Below are 18,950 nucleotides of genomic sequence, written 5' to 3'. Positions count from 1 at the left end.
TGCTTTTCTATACACTCATAAATATAATCTGCAATGGCTTTATTGCCCTCGGCATTGGGGTGGATCCCATCCGGCAGCCATTCGCTGTGGTCTTTGGTCAACTGATAAAGATCAATATAGCCGACGCCCATCTGCTCTGCCGTGTCCGCGATGATCTCATACATCTGCCCACCGATGACCGCATCCTGTATGCCATACTTGATACTGCCGTCTTTTTGCGTAGAAAATGCCTGCGGTGGTTGCATGAGATAGATCTTTGCCTGCGGTGCCGCGGTCTGATATGCCTCCACAAAATCCTTGATCTCTTTGGCATAAGCATCCTCATCCCACTGGTAATCCTTGGCATCATTGGTACCCAGCATGAGCAGATAAATGTCTGCTTTAGCATCCAGACTTTTCTGATATAGTTTCTCACTGCGGTAAGGGACATCCCCCTCATCCATAAGGGTCCGTCCACTGAGTCCATAATTTAAGACCTGATATTTTTCGCCTAAATTTTCCTGCAAATATGCCGGATAAGACTGACTGCGCCGATGCCCTAAAACGCCTGCCCCATAGGTGATACTATCACCGACACAGGCAATGTGTATTTTTCCTTCTTTTACATGGGGTGCCGGTGGATATTGTACGACGTGTACGCCCAGACGGAACATTCCGTAAAGGACTACAAGGACACCAAGAGCCAGCCCCACCACTTTTCCTATTTTTTTCATCATTTTCCCATTATATCAGACAAAGCAAAAAACGCAACAACAGAGCCATTTCTGGCTCTGTCGCTGCTACTTATCAATTATCAACTTAAAGGAGAGTGATTGTTATACAAAATCAGACTTGAGGAAAAATCTCCTTTAATGCAGGGTAAATCTGGCGGAAGGTCGCATAACGTTTCTCGTATGCCTCCACCAATGCCGGCTCCGGTGAGATCGTATCTGCTACGCGCACGATCGCATCTGCCGCTTCTTCTACGGATCCGTAAGCACCGCAACCGACGGCTGCCAGCATGGCACCGCCCAGTGCCGGACCTTCTTCAACCTCCAAGAGGTCTACCTGTAAATTCAAAACATTTGCCATGATCTTGCACCAGAGTGGGCTCTTGGCACCGCCACCACAGATTTTGGTGCGCTTGATGTCAATCCCCTGACTCCGTGCCACCTCCAAAGAATCACGCATGGCAAATGCCACACCTTCAAAAACTGCCTGGATCATATCGGCTCTGCCTGTATCCATGGTCATGCCCATAAAGCATGCTCTGGCAAGCGGGTCATTGTGCGGTGACCGCTCTCCCATCAGATATGGCAGGAAATAGACATGATTTTGTCCCAGGGTCTTAATATCCTTTTGGGCTGCGACATAATCTTTTTCCTGTAAGATCTCATCCATCCACCATTTATTGCAGGATGCAGCGGAAAGCATACAGCCCATCAAATGATACTTGCCATTGGCATGAGCAAAGGAATGCAGGGCATTCTTCTCATCCACGCCAAACTGATCGCTGGAAATAAAGATCGTACCGGAAGTACCAAGTGAGATATTGCAAGCCCCATCGCCTACCGTGCCGGTACCGACAGCCGCCGCCGCATTATCTCCTGCTCCCGCAATGACCTTGACCTCCGAAGATAAGCCAAGTTCTTCTGCCACCTTAGGAAACAGGGTGCCTACGACCTCATAACTCTCATAAAGTCTTGGCAACTGCTCCTGAGAAATACCGCAGATCGCAAGCATCTCCTCTGACCACTTGCGGTTTTTGACATCTAAAAGCAGCATACCGGAAGCATCCGAATAATCGGTACAAAAACTACCGCTCAGGCGGTATGCCAGGTAATCTTTTGGCAGCATGATCTTGGCGATGCGAGCAAAGTTCTCCGGTTCCTCCTCCTTCATCCAGAGGATCTTTGGAGCCGTAAATCCCGCAAAAGCAATATTTGCCGTGTAGGCAGATAATTTGTCCTTGCCGATGACTTCATTCAGATATGCCACCTGCTTTGTCGTCCTGCCGTCATTCCAAAGGATCGCCGGACGGATCACCTGATCCTTGTCATCCAGTGCCACCAGACCATGCATCTGTCCGCCAAAACTGATTCCTGCCACCTGTGACTTGTCACAACCGGCTAATAATTCTTTCAGACCGGCGATGGACTGGCTGTACCAGTCCTGCGGATCCTGCTCTGACCATCCCGGATGCGGAAAGGAAAGTCCGTATTCTTTGGATGCCATCTTTAATATCTTTCCTGTCTCGTCCATCAGCAGCAACTTGACTGCTGATGTTCCGAGATCTACGCCAATAAATAACATCTTTATCTCCTATTTAAAAGGGTTCTCTGTAGGATAACGTACACCGGCTGGCTGATTGTATCCAATCTCCTCTACCGGAACACCGATATATTTGAATACTTCATATAAAGCCTTACCGTAATTACCAAAAGCAACGGCTCCATGATGTGGGAAGTTCTTCTCGATCAATACATGACGATAGAATCTGCCCATTTCAGGAATGGCAAAGATACCGATGGATCCGAAAGATCTGGTTGCTACCGGAAGAACTTCGCCCTGTGCAATGTAGGCACGGAGTTTGGCATCGGAAGTTGACTGCAAACGGAAGAATGTGATGTCTCCCGGTGCGATATCTCCCTCTAAGGTACCGTTGGTCACCTCGATCGGAAGGCTTCTTGCCATGATCTTCTGGTACTTCATCTCGCAGAAGGATAACTTGTTGGAAGCGGTATTGCCGCAGTGGAATCCCATAAAGGTATCCTGTAAGGTATAGTCAAATTTGCCCTTGATATCTTCTTCGTACATATCCTTTGGTACGGTATTGTTGATATCCAAAAGGGTAACAGCATCCTGACTGATCACAGCACCGATAAACTCGCTGAGTGCTCCGTAGATATCTACTTCGCAGGAAACCGGAATACCCTGCTTGGTCAGACGGCTATTTACATAACATGGTACAAATCCAAACTGGGTCTGGAATGCCGGCCAGCACTTGCCTGCGATGGCAACATACTTGCGATAGCCCTTGTGCTCTTCGATCCAGTCTTTTAAGGTGATCTCATACTGTGCCAACTTGGCAAGGATCTCCGGCTTCTTGTTGCCTGCGCCAAGTTCTGCTTCCATGTCTGCTACAACAGCAGGGATTCTTTCATCCCCTTCATGCTTATTGAAGGCTTCAAACAGATCCAGTTCTGAGTTCTCCTCAATCTCGATACCCAGTTGATACAACTGATAGATCGGTGCATTACATGCCAAGAAGTTGAGTGGTCTTGGTCCAAAACTGATGATCTTTAAGTCAGAAAGTGCTACAACGGCTCTTGCGATCGGTGCGAATTCTGCGATCATATCTGCACAGTCCTCTGCGTCGCCTACCGGATACTCCGGGATATAAGCCTTGATGCCGCGCAGGCGTAAGTTATAACTTGCGTTGAGCATACCGCAATATGCGTCGCCTCTGCCGTCCAAAAGGCTATCGCCGTGTTCTTCTGCTGCTGCAATGAACATCTTTGGTCCTTCAAAATGCTTTGCCAACAAGGTCTCTGAAATCTCCGGTCCGAAGTTTCCAAGATATACGACCAGAGAATTGCATCCTGCCTTCTTGATGTCCTCCAGCGCCTGTACCATATGGATCTCGCTCTCAACGATACAGATCGGGCACTCGTAAACATCCAAATCCGGATACTTACTATGTACTGCCTTCATCAGAGCTTCTCGTCTGGAAACAGACAGGCTCTCCGGGAAACAGTCTCTGCTGACTGCTACCACACCAATTTTTGCTTCTGGAATATTTGTCATTGTTTCACCCTCCAATATTTCTTAATACTTTTACCATTGTTTTTTTGCAAAAAAGGATGTAATTTCATGCACTGAAACTACATCCTTATTGTATCAAAAGAAATGATTTTCCTCGACTTTATACTTGATTGGTACATATCAATTTTTTGACATTTGCCCGCGATTTTTCCGATTGTACTCGCTCGGCAGCATACCATACTTTTTCTGAAATGCCTTTGCCAAGGCACGGCTGTCCGAAAATCCGACCTGGGTCGCGATCTCACTGATGGTCTTATCACCCTTCTCCATCTCCTCCACGGCATGCTCTAAACGGATGCCGGACAGATAGGACTTATAATTGATCTGGGCGTATTTTTGGAACATACGGGATAAATGTTCGATGGAATAGCCAAATTGCTCCGCCAAAGACTGTAGGGAAATATCCTCCGCATAATGCTTTTTGATATATTCCGTGATCGGCGATAATCTCTGCAAAGCCTTGGAAGACCGGTACAAAAGATCGTCTGCCTCCTCCTGGCGATAGACGGTCACCAGCAACTGCATCATGGCATAGTAATCGCGCAACATCTCATATTCATGCCCCGGCACATCCGTACCGGTCAGATCGTAGATATTGCGGATGAGGGTCATCATCTTTTTCTCATTCTCCTCCATCTGCGCCGGATCCAGATCTGCCATAGCCCCCTTTCCCTTTTTGTGGAAAGAGATAAAATGATCGGCAGTCAAGTAATTCTTGAATTCACTGATCGGGATCTGCACATAGACCGCCAGATTGGCTTTCTCCGCACGGATAGAGTGGAGTTCGTTGGTGTTGATGATGATAAATTCACCGCTCTCGACCCGGATCTTTTTTTCGCGCAGGATAAAGACCAGGCTGCCCTCATAAATGGCAAAGATCTCCACCGAATTGTGCCAATGCGGCTCTCTGGTGTAGTTGCCGCCCGCCCCCTCAAAAATATCAATTTTAAACGGCATGCCCGCTCGTGGCACGACCACCTCATGTTCGTAATTCATACATGCTCCTTATGGTGCTTTTTATTCGCCTGCATTGTCCGTCGTCTGCGTTTGTGAGAAGTCGACATCCGTCGTCTCGATTCCAAGCGCATTGCAGATCATCTTTGCATATGCACTGCGTCCTGCTCCATTCAAATGGATGCCGTCATTATAAAACCAGTCCGGGTTCTCTGCCCCTAAGGCATCCCAGGCAATGACTTCCACATTTTTGTTGTCCTTTGCCAACTGGCGGATCACACCGTTTGTCCGCTCTTGATCCTGCAAATACTTGCCATAGACCGTGACCCAGTAGATCTTGGTATCTTTTCCCAGATAATCAATGATCTCCTGCCCGGTCGCCTGACTGAAATAACAGTTGGTGCCCAGTTCGATCACTACGGTAGAGCCCAATTTATTTTCTTCTTTCAGACCTTCTAAGATCTCCACGCCGTCCCTTGCCTGCCGGCTTTCCTTGGCGTCGATCACACCATCCGGGATCGCCTGCATCAATTCCGGTGCGGCTCCCAACATAACCGAATCGCCAACACAGGTGATCTTTGGTCCGCTCTCCTCCTTGGCATCCTTGCTGTCGGATGTATCCTGATCGGCGCTGGTCTGCTTGGCTGCATCCTGCTCCTTTAACATCTTCTGGTTGGCTTTGAACTCCTTTTGCAGATCTTCCGCCAGACGATCGGAAGATTTGGACGGAGCCTTGATAAAGCCCACGATCGCGATCGCGGAAATGATACCGACCACGATCCCAATGGCTACCTTTTTGTAATACTTCTTATCTTTCATCGCTACGCACCCCATTTCTAAAAGATATGCTGTAAGTTGATAATAAAGAGAAGCGGATAATGCCAGAGATAGATCCAGTAACTATGTCTGCCGATCCATTGCAGGACCTTATTCCGGTTCAGTGCTGTTGTCGTAAAATCACACTGGTTCATCACATAGACCATAAAGGCAAAAAACAGGCTGATCAGCGCCATACCGCCACGGTAAAGCCATGCCTGCTCACCTTCGACAAGTACAAACAAGGCGATCGTCACCAATAAAGATACGAAAAAAAGAGCCCGCCCATTGTCCCCCTGAAAGAGGATGTTGCCTTTTTTATTCCAGTCATCTTCCTTGAGGCCTAAGACCACGCCGATCAAGAAGGAAAAAGCACGTGTATCCGTGCCGTAGTAAACACGATTGACATTGTCTGCATGGTACATCAGTCCCATGGCAAGTACAGAGGCAACTGCCAGTAGGACAAAAAGCCAGATCGCCCCTTTGCCCAGACGCGGCTCGATCCATTTTTTATAAAGTAAAAAGAGAAGTGGCCATACGACCAGGAGTTCCATTTCCACCCCCAGATACCACAGGTGGGTAAATGGCGAGTGTTCCGTGATCTTCATAAAGTAGGATGCCTGCGTCAGCATCTGCCACCAGTTGTTGTAACCCAGAAAGATACTTGCCGCTTCCTCTCTTGCCCCTAATAATAATTCCTGATGAAAGACGGTAAAAAAGGCAATGACCGCCATGACCATGATATAGAGTGCCGGATATATGCGTAGCCCTTTTTTGATATAATATTTACGAATGTGAAAACTCTCATTATCCCAGTCGATCTGACCTTTCTTTGCCGCCAGATACCCCGATATTAAAAAGAAAAAGCAGACGCCAAGAAAGCCTCCCTTCATGGCGAATGGAAAGATATGATAAAGCACGATCCCCAAGATGGAAACTGCCCGAAGGAAGTTGATTCCTTCATTGTATGTATATGTTGTTCTCATTTGCTATCTCAATCTATATAAATGTATTCTTATCTAAAAGTATGTAACTTTATTTCCGAATATTATTATATATGGCAGTCTGCTCTTTCGCAATTAGAAAATGCATTTTTTGACAAATTTTATGATTTAGATTGCCAGAAGATTCTTGATCGCTTCCATGTAGATCAATACGGATTCTTCCATGCCGGATACCAGAATATACTCATCTGCACCATGGATGCGATAATCCACACCCAATTTCTCCGGTCCGAAGGCAATAATATTCTTTAAGGACTTGGCATAAGTACCACCGCCAATAACCATCGGCTCATTCTCCGTATCTCCCGTCACATCCACATATGCCTTATATAGCGCTTCTACGAGTGGAGACTCCCTTGGGAAGAAAAGAGGATCACCAATCTCAAGAATCTCAATGCGTCCATTTGCATCTTCCAGATGATTTTTACACATAGCGCGCACTTCGTCTGCCTTTAAAGTCACAGGCACACGGATATCGATGGTGCAGGAAATGACACCGTCCTCAGTCTTAACGATACCGTTGCAGAAGGTCAGATCTCCGTACTCATCTGCAAACTTGAGCCCAACGCCTGCGCCGTCACACGCTGTGCCTAAATGGCTATTGTAGAAGGTCACAAAGTCATCCTCAAAGCCTGCTTCTGCCAGACTCTGACAGGTAACTGCCGCTGCATTGACTCCAAGTGTCGGTGTAGACGCGTGCGCCGGTACACCCTTGGCAAAGATCGTGATCCTGTCGCCTTCCTGGCTTACTTTATATTCCTGCAGATCGGTCTCTGCCAAAACCTTTTCCAGACGGTCCTTCAAGCCATCCTTTGCCGGAATCACGGTCGTACAGGAATCACATACTGCATTTGAGACGAACCCACCATTCATGGAAATGATCTTGGTATGCTTGGAATATGCCATCATCTCCATATGTCCTTTTTCCCCATGGATGCACGGATAACTTGCATCCGGCGTAAAGCCACAGGAAAGTTCTTCTTCAACTTCATTATAATGCTCCATACATTTCGATCCGGTCTCCTCATTACATCCCATGATAAGACGCACACGCTTGTTCAACTTGACACCGGAATCACGCAAAAGTTTCATAGCGTAAAGCGCCTCGATGACCGGTCCCTTATCGTCTGTCGTTCCGCGGCCATAGATGTAATCGCCATCACGCGTCAGGGTAAAAGGATCGTATGTCCAGTCACCGCCGGTCGGAACCACATCCAGATGTCCTGCGATACCAACGAGCTCATCCCCCTCGCCCATTTCTGCATAACCACAGTAATTGTCGAGATTGACGGTGCGAAAGCCCAGTCCCTCTGCGATCTCAAGTCCCACACGAAGCGCCTCTGCCGGTCCTTCGCCAAATGGCTTGCCTTCCTTTGCCTCTGCCAACTGCGAATCAATGGCAACCAGTTTGCCCAGATTTTCTATCATTTCTTCTGATAATCCATGAATCTGTTCTTTGATATCCATAATGCCCTCCAAGTTTTTGATAGCCCCAGTATAACACATCTGCTGTGCGTTTTGACATAGAAAAAGAGACAGAAATCTCTCCTGCCTCTTTGCCCTTACTTCCTTTTATTTTGTAAATGCTTTTTCAATCCGCTCCATTGCCTCTTGCACGGTACTGCGCGGACACGCTACATTGATACGTTCAAAGCCTTTCCCGGACTTGCCGAAGATGGCTCCACTGTCCAGCCAGAGTCCTGCCTCATAGATGACCTTGTCCTCCAGTTCCTTTTGACACAAACCTGTGCCGCGGAAGTCCAGCCAGACCAGATAGGTTCCTTCCAGGTCGATCATCCGAACATCCGGCAATCGTTCTTCTACAAAGGATCTGACATAGTCAATATTTCCCCGCACATAAGAAAGCATACCTTCGTACCACTCGTCCCCATGTGCATAGGCAGTCTGACAGGCAACCAGCCCCATGAGCCCGATCTGGCTGACACCTGCTGCATCCAGTTGGTGGATAAATGCCTTGCGCAAATTTTCGTTTTTAATGATGATATTGGATGCCTGCAAGCCTGCAACATTAAAGGTCTTGCTCGGAGAGGTACAGGTCACTGTGATATCCGCCAAGGCATCACTCAGTCCGGCAAAAACATGGTGTTTCCCCTTAAAAATAAAATCATGATGGATCTCATCACTGACCACCGTCACACCATGACGCAGACAAATCTGTCCTATATGCAAAAGTTCTTCCTCCGTCCATACGCGCCCCACCGGATTGTGGGGATTGCAGAGAAGAAATAACTTGATATTCTCACGCACGATCTTGTCTTCAAAATCCACAAAGTCTATATGGTAGCGGTTGTCCTCGCCCAGAACCAGATCATTGCTGATCACACGTCTGCCGTTATCGCGGATAACCTCAGAAAAAGGATAGTAGACCGGTGACTGCAAGAGCACGCCATCGCCGCATTTGGTGTATGCCTTGACCGCCATGGCAAGTGCTAAGACAATGCCCGGTGTCTTTACCACCCATTTCTTTTCGATCTCAAACTGATGGCGTCTGCGCATCCATCCCTGCAGTGCCTCAAAATAGGCATCATCCGACTCACTGTAGCCAAAGATCCCATGCGAAGCGGTCTCTACGATCGCATCCTGTATATAGGAAGATGTCTGAAAATCCATGTCTGCCACCCAAAGCGGCAGGATATCTGCCGGCATGCCGCGCTCCACCGCAAAGTCATATTTTAAGCACTTGGTCCCTTTTCGGTCGATTGGTCTGTCAAAATCTAAGTTTCTCTCTGCCATGATTTCTCCTTTTGTATCTCTATCTTCTATATTTCCTAGCCTTCTATTTTCTGCTCTGCCTCGGCAAAGACTTTTTCAAGTTCTGCCAGAAGATCTTTAACATCCTCAATGCCTACAGACATACGAAGGGTACATTCGGTGATGCCGTTTTTCCTGCGGATCTCGTCCGGTACGTCTGCATGGGTCTGTGTCATCGGATAGGTCAGAAGTGTTTCCACGCCTCCCAGACTCTCTGCATATTTGATCATGCGGACTTTTCCAAGAATAGCATATGCATACGCCTGATTTTTTACCTGAAAAGTAAGCATGGCACCAAAACCGCGCGCCTGCTTCTTCATGATCTCATGTCCCGGATGGCTTTTGAGGCCCGGATAGATCACCTCAGTAACACAGGACTGCTTTTGCAGCCAATGCGCGATCTCCATAGCGTTTGCCTGAGCGCGTTCCATGCGGATGCCTAAGGTCTTGATCCCACGCTGGATCAGGAAACAGTCAAATGGCGCCAGACCCGCCCCGGTCGTCTTGATCAGGAAACGAAATCTTTCTCTGATATCCTCCCGATTTGTGACAAGAAAGCCTGCCAGCGTATCATTGTGACCGCCTAAGAATTTCGTCCCGCTATGGATGACAATGTCTGCTCCCAGATCCAGCGGATTCTGGAAGTATGGGGACAAAAAGGTATTATCCACGATCAAAAGGATGTCATGCTTTTTTGCCACCTGAGCCAAGGCAGCGATATCTGTCACATTCATCATAGGATTGGTCGGTGTCTCAATGTAGATCGCCTTGGTATTTGGCTGGATATAGTCCTCTACATTGACCGCATGACACGGCACAGAAGAAAAGGTCAGCCCATTCTTGGAAGATACATGGCTAAACAGACGGATGCTTCCACCATATAAGTCTTCATCTACGATCAGATGGTCTCCCGGCGCAAACAACTCCATCAGCATGGTAATAGCCGCCATGCCTGTGGTAAATGCAAATGCATCAATGCCGTTTTCCAGACTTGCTACAATCTTTTCCAGATGTTCTCTGGTCGGATTCTGCAAGCGGCTATAGTCAAAGCCTGTACTCTGTCCCACGCCCGGGTGTGCATACGTTGCCGTCTGATAGATAGGATAGGAAAGAGCGCCAAAGTGGCTACAGTCTCCTTCCTCCTCTTCTAAGTGTAAACATTTTGTCTCAAATCCTCGTGCCATATGTATATGTCCCCTATTCTTTTCTAAAGTGTATGTTTTGGATTGTATCATACATTTCATACTGTTGCAATAGGAATTATATGAAATAGAGCAAAAAAAGAAGGACATATCTCTTGTAGAAGATATGCCCCTATCACTTGCTTCTTATAAGGCTGCCTTGATGGCTGCCAGCAATTCGTCATATGTCTCATATGCCGGAATATCCGGGTTGTCCTGCTTGATCTGATCGGTGGATTTAAAGAGAAATCCCGCCTTGCTCGCCTTGATCATTCCGAGATCGTTGTGGCTGTCACCGGAAGCGATCGTATCATAACCGATGGACTGTAAGGCCTTGACCGTGGAATACTTGGAATTTTCAATGCGCATCTTAAAACCGGTAATCTCGCCATCCTCTGCCACTTCCAGCGAATTACAAAAGATGGTCGGATAGCCCAATTTCTTCATCAGAGGTCCTGCAAACTGGGTAAAAGTATCACTGATAATGATGACCTGTGTCATTTCCCGCAACTGATCTAAGAATTCCTTTGCGCCCGGGATCGGATCGATCTTTGCGATTGTCTCCTGAATCTCCTTTAAGCCAAGTCCATGTTCCTTTAAAATACCAAGCCGCCAATGCATCAACTTATCATAGTCTGGCTCATCTCTGGTCGTTCTCTTTAATTCCGGGATACCGCTCTCCTCAGCAAATGCGATCCAGATCTCCGGTACCAAGACGCCTTCTAAGTCCAAGCATACTATGTTCATCTTTTTTCTCCTGCCTTTATCCTCATTTTTTCATAAGTATAGCATACCAGGCTCCCGGGCACAAATAAGGGAATGTAAAAAATACCAGCCGTTCCAGCACGATCCCACTTTGTATGCCATATTCTGCACACACGCCCTGCAAGATCTGTAAAGAGGTCAGTTCCGTGATCCCCTGTGCTCCCGGTAAAGGCAGCAGCAGAGACAATAAGACCATGATGGAATTTGTCAAAAAAATCCTCTTTCGTATCGTCAATCCCCTATTTCCAAGGGCGCTTGCCATCCAGCCATCCTTTTTCCTTCCAGTATTTTGCATCCACACTGTCCGGACGCTTCTTTAAGACCATAGACATGACCGGGAAAAATATCCTGGTCTTTAAAGGTGGCTTTACCCTGCCCTGGTTGGCTTTGATCTTGGACGCAAGCGCATCCATATCTCGCTCGATCTTGTCCTTGGTCTTTGCCGTCACATCTTCCCACTTCATAGCACGAACAGCGATACCATACTTGTAGGTCTTAGCCACACCCCAATAAGCAGCACTGTCCGCCATATCCTGACAGGTGTTCTTGTGTCCGCCACCTGCCGCGGTCGCGATACAGACCATCTGCTTTTTGAACATGCTCTCCTCCGGGCGATGCATGATCCAGCGCCATCCATAATGTTCCAACAATGCCTTCATAGCAGAAGTGACATGGTAAACATAAACCGGACTTTCAAAGATCAAAAGGTCTGCTGCATCGATCGCCTCTGTGATCGGTGCCAGTTTCTCATAATGCGGACACAATTTTTCGTCCTTTTTGATGCACTGGGCACAACCGACACACATCTGATCAAAGTCGCGCGGTAAGACGATCTCCGTGATCTCTCCGTCTATTTTTTCTGCTAAAATCCTTGCCACATGATAAGTCGAGCCTTTGTGGCTCTGTCCATGGATCAATGTAATCTTCATAAAATGCCATCTCTTTTCTTCTTTTATTCGCAACTCATTCTACGCTTGTAAAAGAGCAAATACAATGGCATTCTGGTACTTTATGAAATACAAATCCCCCTCGAACCTGAGGGAGGGTATCTATCTTAGTGGATAAAATTTGTATAGGTAAATTCCGGTTCTTCCGGCATGGAAAGTCCCATCTTCATCGCTACATTCTTACAATTCAGCCCAAATGCCATATTATTGCCTAAAACCTGCATAACCTGCATGCCCTCGGCATCCTGCTGCACCTCTTTTGGATTTGTGCCATGCACCATATTCCAATATCTGGAGGTAATGATCGGCATCTGCATCCTTTGACACATATTTTATTACTCATATAACTATACTAAAAGATGTCTCCAAACAGAAGTCTCTCTTTGTTAGGCAGTATAAACCTAAAGGTTATGTCTCTTATGATTTCTCCACCGGAATGGTCTTGATCCTGGTAAAAAAATAGACATATTTAAAGATGATAAGGAATATGATAAATGCCCTCCCATACCAATTCGGCATTGCTGCAAAGGCTAAGAGCAGCATGCCCGATGCCGGGAGAAGCAGACTGAACTTTGTCTTTAAGGTCATACTCCGATTTTGCACAAACTCGTCCAAGTGATTTTTGTATAGTTTTGTGCCGGTAAACCATGTATGGAACTTTTCAGAACCCTTAGCAAGACAAAATGATGCTAATAATAGAAAGGGTGTTGTTGGCAGTACCGGCAAGACCACACCAACAGCACCGATTCCGATCGCTGCAAATCCCAGGATCAGCCATAGGATTCGTAGTGGATTTTTCTTCATATAAAATATACCCTCCTGTTAGTTTATGCTAACCATTATATCGTAGTTAGGCTAGACTAACAAGTGGAAATATTTGCTTAGCAGAAACATCGTTATCGAGGTGAACTGCATGGCAGGTTATTTCTCTCCTTCCATCGCAAAATCCATTTTATGCAATGAAAATGATCTACTCATCAACTTCCACTTTTCTCATCTTGTCATAATACGCTTACGACTTAATTCAACAAAAAACGACAAAAGAAAAACCGCAAAGGCTGTCAAACCCTTACGGTTATAAGAAATAACAATTCTATTATATAGATATTTAACATCTACTTTTGGAACATAATTTCCCCAAATGGAGATAAGAATTTTTTTAACAGATTATTCTCATCTCTATCGAACGGTATGTAAATAACTGCTGCTTAAAATCAGCAGCACAGTGTTATCAGACCAACACATAAGAAATCCCTCCAAACTGAAACAGGTCTGGAGGGATAAAATAGCCATCTGAGCATGACAAAATTGCCCACCAAACACCGTTTTTTTTTATTTGGCGGACTTGTCAAATTCTATATTCATGTAAAAAAAGAGCCGATGACTTATGAGGTTATCTCACAAGTTCATCGGCTCTGCGTCTATGCGTCTGGCTCTTTGATGACGGTTATATGTAATTTCTTTGCATTTATTAAAGTTTCTTTCTTACATTTCGGACAGTAAAGAGGATAATTCTTTAAAACAGTATCTTCTCTAACTCTATCACGGGTTTTGTTGCCACAAATCGGACAAATTATCCATTCTGAAATCATAAATTATCCATCTCCATTTATCATGTTTTATTTAATCTTTCTATTTTATATTTACTATCTTGACAAATTCATATCGTACACTTATCTGGAATTACTATTATTCTCTAAACTTTTTTCAAGAATAAAGAAAATATCGTACCTTTTTCATCGGATGCCACCTTGATATACCCGTTCTGCTTATTCACAATATCACGGGTAAGATATAAACCGATCCCTACACCGTCAACTCCTGCTGACTGCTTTCCACGGTAAAATCTGCCGAAGATTTTTGCCTGTTCTTCTTCAGGAATGCCCATTCCGTTATCGGATACATCCAATCGCAAATACGATGGATATTCGGTGATTTTCAAGTCCACAACTCCTCCGCTTGGTGTATATTTCACAGCATTGTCAAGTACATTGGTAACAGCTTCTGCCGTCCAGTTAAAATCAAGCAGGGCTTCAAAGGTCTGCCCACAATCAAAGGTAATCGTAATATTTTTATCCCTTGCTTTGGCATAAACCGTTTTTACCGCTTGCATAACAATATCATTTAAACTGCTTTGTTCAGGTTTTAATCGGATAATGCCACTTTCCAAACGGGACATTTTAATCAAACTGTTTGTCAAAAAAGTCAGCTTTTCAAGGGACATCTGCAAGGTGGCAATATATTCCCTTCTCTCCTCATCGGATAACCCTGTATCACCTAATAACTGTGCAAAGGTGTTTGCCGCTGCTACGGGCGTTTTAATTTGATGCGAAATATCGGAGATTAAAGTTTTAATCTGTTCTTTCTCCTGTGTCAGCATTTGATTCTGTGCCTTTAAAATATTGCGGAGTTTTAGAAGTTGATGCTGCAGCCGTGCGGTCAGGGTATCCTCAGCTTCTGAAAAGACCGTCCGTTCCTGCTGTTCTACCAATGCTTCAATGAGCAGCGTAATCTCCTCTAACAGATTATCATTATAGCGGTTGTGCAGAAAGTCCAGCAGGAACAACAGACCCCCAAAAAATACAAATGCAAAAGAGATAAAAAGCGTACGGAAAAGGATGTCCTCCATAAAAAAGAACACACCAACAGATACCACCGCCGTAGCAGTACCTATAATTAAAATCAGTTTTCTATAAATCACAAAATGCTTCATCGTCATTCTCCAAAAGAGTAGCCCATGCCAAAAACTGTTACAATGTATTCCTGCTTTTCATCATTCAGTTTCTGCCTTAGCCGCTTAATATTCACACGCACGGTATTATCATCAACAAAGTTTCCATCTATATCCCAAAGCTGTTCCAAAAGCATTGCCTTTGTAACAACCCTTCCCCTGTTTTCCATTAGATAAAGGAGCAATTTGTATTCTGTTGAGGTCAAATGTATTTCCTGTCCCTTCATCAAAACAAGACACTTTTCTTTATCTAACTCTAAATCTCTGTATTTCATACGAAATTTTCCTACGCCACTTCGTTTTAGAACTGCCAATACTTTTTTCCGTAAAACTTCGATAGAAAAAGGCTTTGATATATAATCATCACAACCCACGCCAAACCCTTCCAACATATCTTCTTCCGTATCATTAGCAGTTAGAAATAATACGGGTGTTTCCGATGTTTCACGAATTTTTTCACAAAATTCCAAACCATTGCCGTCAGGCAGGTTAATATCAAGCAGAAACAAATCATACTTTTGTTTTTGGTATTGCTTCAATGCTTCCAAATACCCATAGACTGCTGTGACCATATGCTCGTCTTTTTTTAGGGCGATAGAAATACCCTTGCTCAGAATTTTGTCATCTTCAAGTAGAAAAATATTTGCCATAGCCGCAAAACGCACCACCTTCCTCAATATACAAAATTGCAGGAACAGACGCAGCAATGCTGCGTCCGTCCCACAACCTCATTTAACTATCAAAATTGTGCAGTCTTTCAATGACCGTTTCATCAGAAGTTGCCTTGTAAACAATGGCAGGAACGCTTAAGCAAATTACAAAGATTGCTGCGATCAAACCGATGACAAGTGCAACAGGGTATTTAAATACTGCATAGTTTGCCATATGCGGAACTGCATCTGCCACCAACATTAGGAACGCATTACCAAAAGTCATAATCAGCAGAGTAGAAATCAGAGCATAAATACCGCCTTCTAAGGTCAATATCTTCCTGATCTGCTTTTTCGTTGTTCCGATACTTTCCATAATGGCAAATTCATTTTTCCTTGCCACCACACCCGTCAACATAACATTTACAAAGTTAATCAAGCCGATGACAATGAGCAGAATTGCAGCACCGTTTCCCAGCAAACTCAAAGAGTAGTTCATCTGGTTATATAGTTCTTTCTGATTCACGGAAGATTTCAGCTGCCACTCCGATGTGGTCAAGGTACTGTTGATCGCCTGTAATTCGCTGTCAATTCGCTCTAAATCGTTGAAATTCTTAATGTCAACGCCGATTGCGGAAATTATTGGTTCTTTTGTCAGGCGTTCCATACCCGCTTCGCTGACAAAGATAACATCTGGCACCATATTTATTTCTTTGCGTCTGCCAATACCTTCTGAAAGAGTATTATCATAATCGTCATAGTAAAAAGCTCCGCCAATTTTGAAATCAGTTGCCTTGCCGTCTGTACTGTCGGCAGTTAGTGTCAATGTTTCACCCACTAAAGCGGTATTAGGAGCGTTATATTCGGTATCTTTTCCTGCAATCGCTGTTTCGCCACGCTTAAATGCTTCCATGTCAATAGGCGTATCAGGATGCTCTACATTGTATTCTTCCAGTACCCTGTCGTCTGGAAGCGTTGTAATATAGCAGCCATAGTCACCAGATTCAGCGTACCCTTTCAGTGTTTCTATCGTCTGTTCATAGGACTGCCCCTTTGCTTTATATTTGCTGTCCTCATATTTGATTTTCATAAAGCCTTCTAAATCGTTTTCATTAAAGTCAATACCTGCCCAGACTGTTTTTTGAACATCTATATTTTTAATACCGTCAAGCTGCTTGATTTGTTCTACAAAGTGTTCGTCAAACTGCGGTACTTCTTTATTGAGCTGTTCATACTGCTCAAACTGAATATCAGTGTATTCAAAGTTATAGTCCATATATTCCTTAATAAAGTTCTCAGCCGACATACTGCTTATAACCCCATTTACGCCTAAAATCATAGTAATTCCCATAAACAAGGACATAAACACAAGGGCAGCACGCTTTTTGTCACGGAATACATTATGAAATGCCATCACATGCAACTTGCCACCATTGGTGGAATTTCTGCTTTTTGTTTTCTTCGGTGCAAAATTCTGAAACTTCAATGCTTCTATTGGCGAAATTTTTGCAGCCGCTTTTGCAGGAGCATTGCAGGCAATCCAAACGGTTACTGCTGAAAAGATTACGGACAAAATATAGATAGATGGATGGAAAAACACTTCGGCATCCATCATCGACTTGCCCTGTTCAAAACCCTCGTTCAACACAAATGGAACAATTCCAAAGGAAACAGCGGTGGCTAACAAAATACCAATCGGGATACCAATGCAAGCAAACTTAACTGCCTGATTTTTTACCAGTGATTTAATCTGTTTTTGCGTTGTTCCAAGCGTTTTCATCAAACCGTAAAAACGGGTATCATTTGAAATGGATATATACAAAACATTGTAAATAAGGAGATACCCGCTGCCAATAATAAAGAATACCAATAGGATTACCATTGCAATCACTGAACCGCTTGATGATTTCATGGAAACCGCACCGCCGAAAGATTGATTTTCGTTAAGCTCCACATCTTTTTGAATACGATAAAAATCATCAGGCATTTTATTCAACGACAAAGAAAGAACGCCGTCCTCTGCCATTGTATAGCCTGCATTTTTGCAATACGCTTCGGAAACAAAGCCCATTCCCGTGCCTGTATAGGAATGAAACCATCCGCTTAAAGTGAAATTTTTTTCCTGCTGACCGTTTTTATCATAATAGGACAGAGGGATTTCCATATTCAACTTCGGCTCTTTCATTCCAAGCTGTGAAAGAGCATCCTTTGACAGCATAATTTCATTTTCATTTGAGGGATATTTCCCTTCTATATCTTTGATTGTTTCTTTATAGTGTTTATCCCATTCAGTAGTGTCGTAATACGAAAGTGCGATAGAAAGATCACGCCCCTCATCGTTCTTCTCGGCAACCGAGCCGACCATATACTGCGTACCGACGGTTTTAACATATTCCAAATTCTTAATCTGCTGTTCCTGCTTTTCTGTCGGCATCGCAAGGGAAGCATTAGCGGTCGTGCCTGCGGTACGCACCTGCATTAACTTCATATTTTCCATATAGTTAATGCCCAAACTAAACACGGTAGTAATCATAAATGTAGTGAGAACGATCGCAAACACCGCAAACAGGTTACGAATACGGTTTGCTTTCATCATTCCCTTTTCTACTCGCTTAACTGCTTTTTTATTTCGGTTAGCGTGCATATCTGACACCTCCCGAAACAACCTTGCCATCCTCAATGCGGATTGTGCGGTCTGCCATTTGAGCGATTTCCTCATTGTGCGTGATCATAATGGTGGTTTGGTGGAACTGACGGCTAATCGACTGCATCAGCAAAATAACATCCATACTTGTTTTTGAGTCCAAATTTCCAGTCGGCTCATCGGCAAGGATAATGGCAGGCTTTGTCGCAAGGGCACGGGCAATCGCAACCCTCTGCTGCTGACCACCTGAAAGATTATTCGGCATATTCTTAAGCTTTTGTTCCAAGCCAAGAGTATGGATAATCTCTTTTACAAATCTTGTATCGGTCTTGCCACCATCGATCTCAATAGGGTACACAATGTTCTCATACACATTAAGAACAGGAAGCAGATTATAATTCTGAAAAACAAAGCCAATGTTTCGACGCCTAAAAATCGTCAGTTCCTCGTCTTTCATTTTCAACAGTTCTTTTCCTCGGATAGTAACACTACCAGAAGTAGGACGGTCTAACCCACCAATCATGTTGAGTAGTGTAGATTTACCGCTGCCCGATGTACCGATAACAGCAACAAATTCGCCTTCCTCTACGGAAATGGATACCCCATCCAAAGCATGGACTTCGTTTTCTCCGCTTCCGTATATCTTTCGTAAATCTTTTGTTTCAAGTATTGCCATATTAAA

The 18,950-nt window shown here is 44.6% G+C and carries 18 protein-coding genes and 1 pseudogene; all 19 read right to left on the bottom strand.

Going from position 1 to position 18,950, the window contains the following annotated elements:
* Positions 1-68: 68 nt before the first annotated feature.
* Positions 69-653: pseudogene (locus DW996_RS06300) on the bottom strand (GDSL-type esterase/lipase family protein); the annotation flags it as partial.
* A 172-nt stretch (positions 654-825) separates the two neighbouring features.
* Complete coding sequence (gene xylB, locus DW996_RS06295; RefSeq protein ID WP_118535182.1) at positions 826-2,292, bottom strand: xylulokinase; 1,467 nt, start codon at positions 2,290-2,292, stop codon at positions 826-828.
* A 9-nt stretch (positions 2,293-2,301) separates the two neighbouring features.
* Entirely contained in the window at positions 2,302-3,786 is a 1,485-nt protein-coding gene (locus DW996_RS06290; RefSeq protein ID WP_118280251.1) for an L-fucose/L-arabinose isomerase family protein, read from the bottom strand.
* Positions 3,787-3,924: 138 nt separating this feature from the next.
* The gene (locus tag DW996_RS06285) at positions 3,925-4,800 is read right to left on the bottom strand and encodes a helix-turn-helix domain-containing protein (RefSeq protein WP_118280252.1); all 876 of its coding nucleotides are present in this window, start codon (positions 4,798-4,800) and stop codon (positions 3,925-3,927) included.
* 21 nt (positions 4,801-4,821) lie between these two features.
* A complete protein-coding gene (locus DW996_RS06280) occupies positions 4,822-5,577 on the bottom strand; it encodes a hypothetical protein (RefSeq protein WP_118280253.1) in 756 nt (251 codons plus the stop codon).
* 17 nt (positions 5,578-5,594) lie between these two features.
* Positions 5,595-6,560 (bottom strand): acyltransferase family protein, encoded by a 966-nt coding sequence (locus tag DW996_RS06275; protein WP_118280254.1) that lies wholly within the window; start codon positions 6,558-6,560, stop codon positions 5,595-5,597.
* A 126-nt stretch (positions 6,561-6,686) separates the two neighbouring features.
* Positions 6,687-8,045, bottom strand: coding sequence for a M20 family metallopeptidase (locus DW996_RS06270; protein WP_199642628.1), 1,359 nt, complete (start codon positions 8,043-8,045; stop codon positions 6,687-6,689).
* 105 nt (positions 8,046-8,150) lie between these two features.
* Positions 8,151-9,332 carry a MalY/PatB family protein gene (locus tag DW996_RS06265; RefSeq protein WP_118535181.1) on the bottom strand — a complete coding sequence of 394 codons (1,182 nt, stop codon included), beginning with the start codon at positions 9,330-9,332 and terminating at the stop codon, positions 8,151-8,153.
* Between the two features lie 35 nt (positions 9,333-9,367).
* On the bottom strand, positions 9,368-10,534 hold the full coding sequence (locus DW996_RS06260; RefSeq protein ID WP_118280256.1) for a trans-sulfuration enzyme family protein: 1,167 nt from the start codon (positions 10,532-10,534) through the stop codon (positions 9,368-9,370).
* Positions 10,535-10,678: 144 nt separating this feature from the next.
* Positions 10,679-11,278, bottom strand: coding sequence for a bifunctional phosphoserine phosphatase/homoserine phosphotransferase ThrH (gene thrH, locus DW996_RS06255; protein ID WP_118280257.1), 600 nt, complete (start codon positions 11,276-11,278; stop codon positions 10,679-10,681).
* Between the two features lie 22 nt (positions 11,279-11,300).
* Positions 11,301-11,507 carry a hypothetical protein gene (locus DW996_RS06250; RefSeq protein WP_118535180.1) on the bottom strand — a complete coding sequence of 69 codons (207 nt, stop codon included), beginning with the start codon at positions 11,505-11,507 and terminating at the stop codon, positions 11,301-11,303.
* A 28-nt stretch (positions 11,508-11,535) separates the two neighbouring features.
* Positions 11,536-12,225, bottom strand: coding sequence for a flavodoxin family protein (locus DW996_RS06245; protein WP_118535179.1), 690 nt, complete (start codon positions 12,223-12,225; stop codon positions 11,536-11,538).
* A 125-nt stretch (positions 12,226-12,350) separates the two neighbouring features.
* Positions 12,351-12,572, bottom strand: a complete 222-nt coding sequence (locus DW996_RS06240) for a hypothetical protein (RefSeq protein ID WP_243098685.1) — start codon at positions 12,570-12,572, stop codon at positions 12,351-12,353.
* A gap of 88 nt (positions 12,573-12,660) precedes the next feature.
* Positions 12,661-13,047, bottom strand: a complete 387-nt coding sequence (locus tag DW996_RS06235; protein WP_118280260.1) for a YbaN family protein — start codon at positions 13,045-13,047, stop codon at positions 12,661-12,663.
* Positions 13,048-13,664: 617 nt separating this feature from the next.
* On the bottom strand, positions 13,665-13,835 hold the full coding sequence (locus DW996_RS06230; RefSeq protein WP_011527997.1) for a cysteine-rich KTR domain-containing protein: 171 nt from the start codon (positions 13,833-13,835) through the stop codon (positions 13,665-13,667).
* A gap of 104 nt (positions 13,836-13,939) precedes the next feature.
* The gene (locus DW996_RS06225; protein ID WP_118535178.1) at positions 13,940-14,956 is read right to left on the bottom strand and encodes a sensor histidine kinase; all 1,017 of its coding nucleotides are present in this window, start codon (positions 14,954-14,956) and stop codon (positions 13,940-13,942) included.
* A gap of 2 nt (positions 14,957-14,958) precedes the next feature.
* Positions 14,959-15,624 carry a response regulator transcription factor gene (locus tag DW996_RS06220; protein ID WP_025577695.1) on the bottom strand — a complete coding sequence of 222 codons (666 nt, stop codon included), beginning with the start codon at positions 15,622-15,624 and terminating at the stop codon, positions 14,959-14,961.
* 82 nt (positions 15,625-15,706) lie between these two features.
* Entirely contained in the window at positions 15,707-18,268 is a 2,562-nt protein-coding gene (locus tag DW996_RS06215; RefSeq protein ID WP_118535177.1) for an ABC transporter permease, read from the bottom strand.
* On the bottom strand, positions 18,258-18,944 hold the full coding sequence (locus DW996_RS06210; RefSeq protein WP_009243486.1) for an ABC transporter ATP-binding protein: 687 nt from the start codon (positions 18,942-18,944) through the stop codon (positions 18,258-18,260). Before DW996_RS06210 ends, DW996_RS06215 begins: the two co-directional genes overlap by 11 nt.
* Positions 18,945-18,950 lie beyond the last annotated feature (6 nt).

Source organism: Roseburia sp. AM51-8, assembly GCF_003478275.1.
GTDB classification, from domain to species: Bacteria; Bacillota; Clostridia; order Lachnospirales; family Lachnospiraceae; genus Pararoseburia; species Pararoseburia lenta.
The sequence above is the reverse complement of the archived record's forward strand: the minus strand, read 5'-3'. Positions and strand labels throughout refer to the sequence as shown.

Coding starts and splice junctions, on each gene's coding strand:
- xylB (WP_118535182.1), bottom strand. CDS start 2,292: ATGTTATTTATTGGCGTAGATCTCGGAACATCAGCAGTCAAGTTGCTG.
- DW996_RS06290 (WP_118280251.1), bottom strand. CDS start 3,786: ATGACAAATATTCCAGAAGCAAAAATTGGTGTGGTAGCAGTCAGCAGA.
- DW996_RS06285 (WP_118280252.1), bottom strand. CDS start 4,800: ATGAATTACGAACATGAGGTGGTCGTGCCACGAGCGGGCATGCCGTTT.
- DW996_RS06280 (WP_118280253.1), bottom strand. CDS start 5,577: ATGAAAGATAAGAAGTATTACAAAAAGGTAGCCATTGGGATCGTGGTC.
- DW996_RS06275 (WP_118280254.1), bottom strand. CDS start 6,560: ATGAGAACAACATATACATACAATGAAGGAATCAACTTCCTTCGGGCA.
- DW996_RS06270 (WP_199642628.1), bottom strand. CDS start 8,045: ATGGATATCAAAGAACAGATTCATGGATTATCAGAAGAAATGATAGAA.
- DW996_RS06265 (WP_118535181.1), bottom strand. CDS start 9,332: ATGGCAGAGAGAAACTTAGATTTTGACAGACCAATCGACCGAAAAGGG.
- DW996_RS06260 (WP_118280256.1), bottom strand. CDS start 10,534: ATGGCACGAGGATTTGAGACAAAATGTTTACACTTAGAAGAGGAGGAA.
- thrH (WP_118280257.1), bottom strand. CDS start 11,278: ATGAACATAGTATGCTTGGACTTAGAAGGCGTCTTGGTACCGGAGATC.
- DW996_RS06245 (WP_118535179.1), bottom strand. CDS start 12,225: ATGAAGATTACATTGATCCATGGACAGAGCCACAAAGGCTCGACTTAT.
- DW996_RS06240 (WP_243098685.1), bottom strand. CDS start 12,572: ATGTGTCAAAGGATGCAGATGCCGATCATTACCTCCAGATATTGGAAT.
- DW996_RS06235 (WP_118280260.1), bottom strand. CDS start 13,047: ATGAAGAAAAATCCACTACGAATCCTATGGCTGATCCTGGGATTTGCA.
- DW996_RS06230 (WP_011527997.1), bottom strand. CDS start 13,835: ATGATTTCAGAATGGATAATTTGTCCGATTTGTGGCAACAAAACCCGT.
- DW996_RS06225 (WP_118535178.1), bottom strand. CDS start 14,956: ATGAAGCATTTTGTGATTTATAGAAAACTGATTTTAATTATAGGTACT.
- DW996_RS06220 (WP_025577695.1), bottom strand. CDS start 15,624: ATGGCAAATATTTTTCTACTTGAAGATGACAAAATTCTGAGCAAGGGT.
- DW996_RS06215 (WP_118535177.1), bottom strand. CDS start 18,268: ATGCACGCTAACCGAAATAAAAAAGCAGTTAAGCGAGTAGAAAAGGGA.
- DW996_RS06210 (WP_009243486.1), bottom strand. CDS start 18,944: ATGGCAATACTTGAAACAAAAGATTTACGAAAGATATACGGAAGCGGA.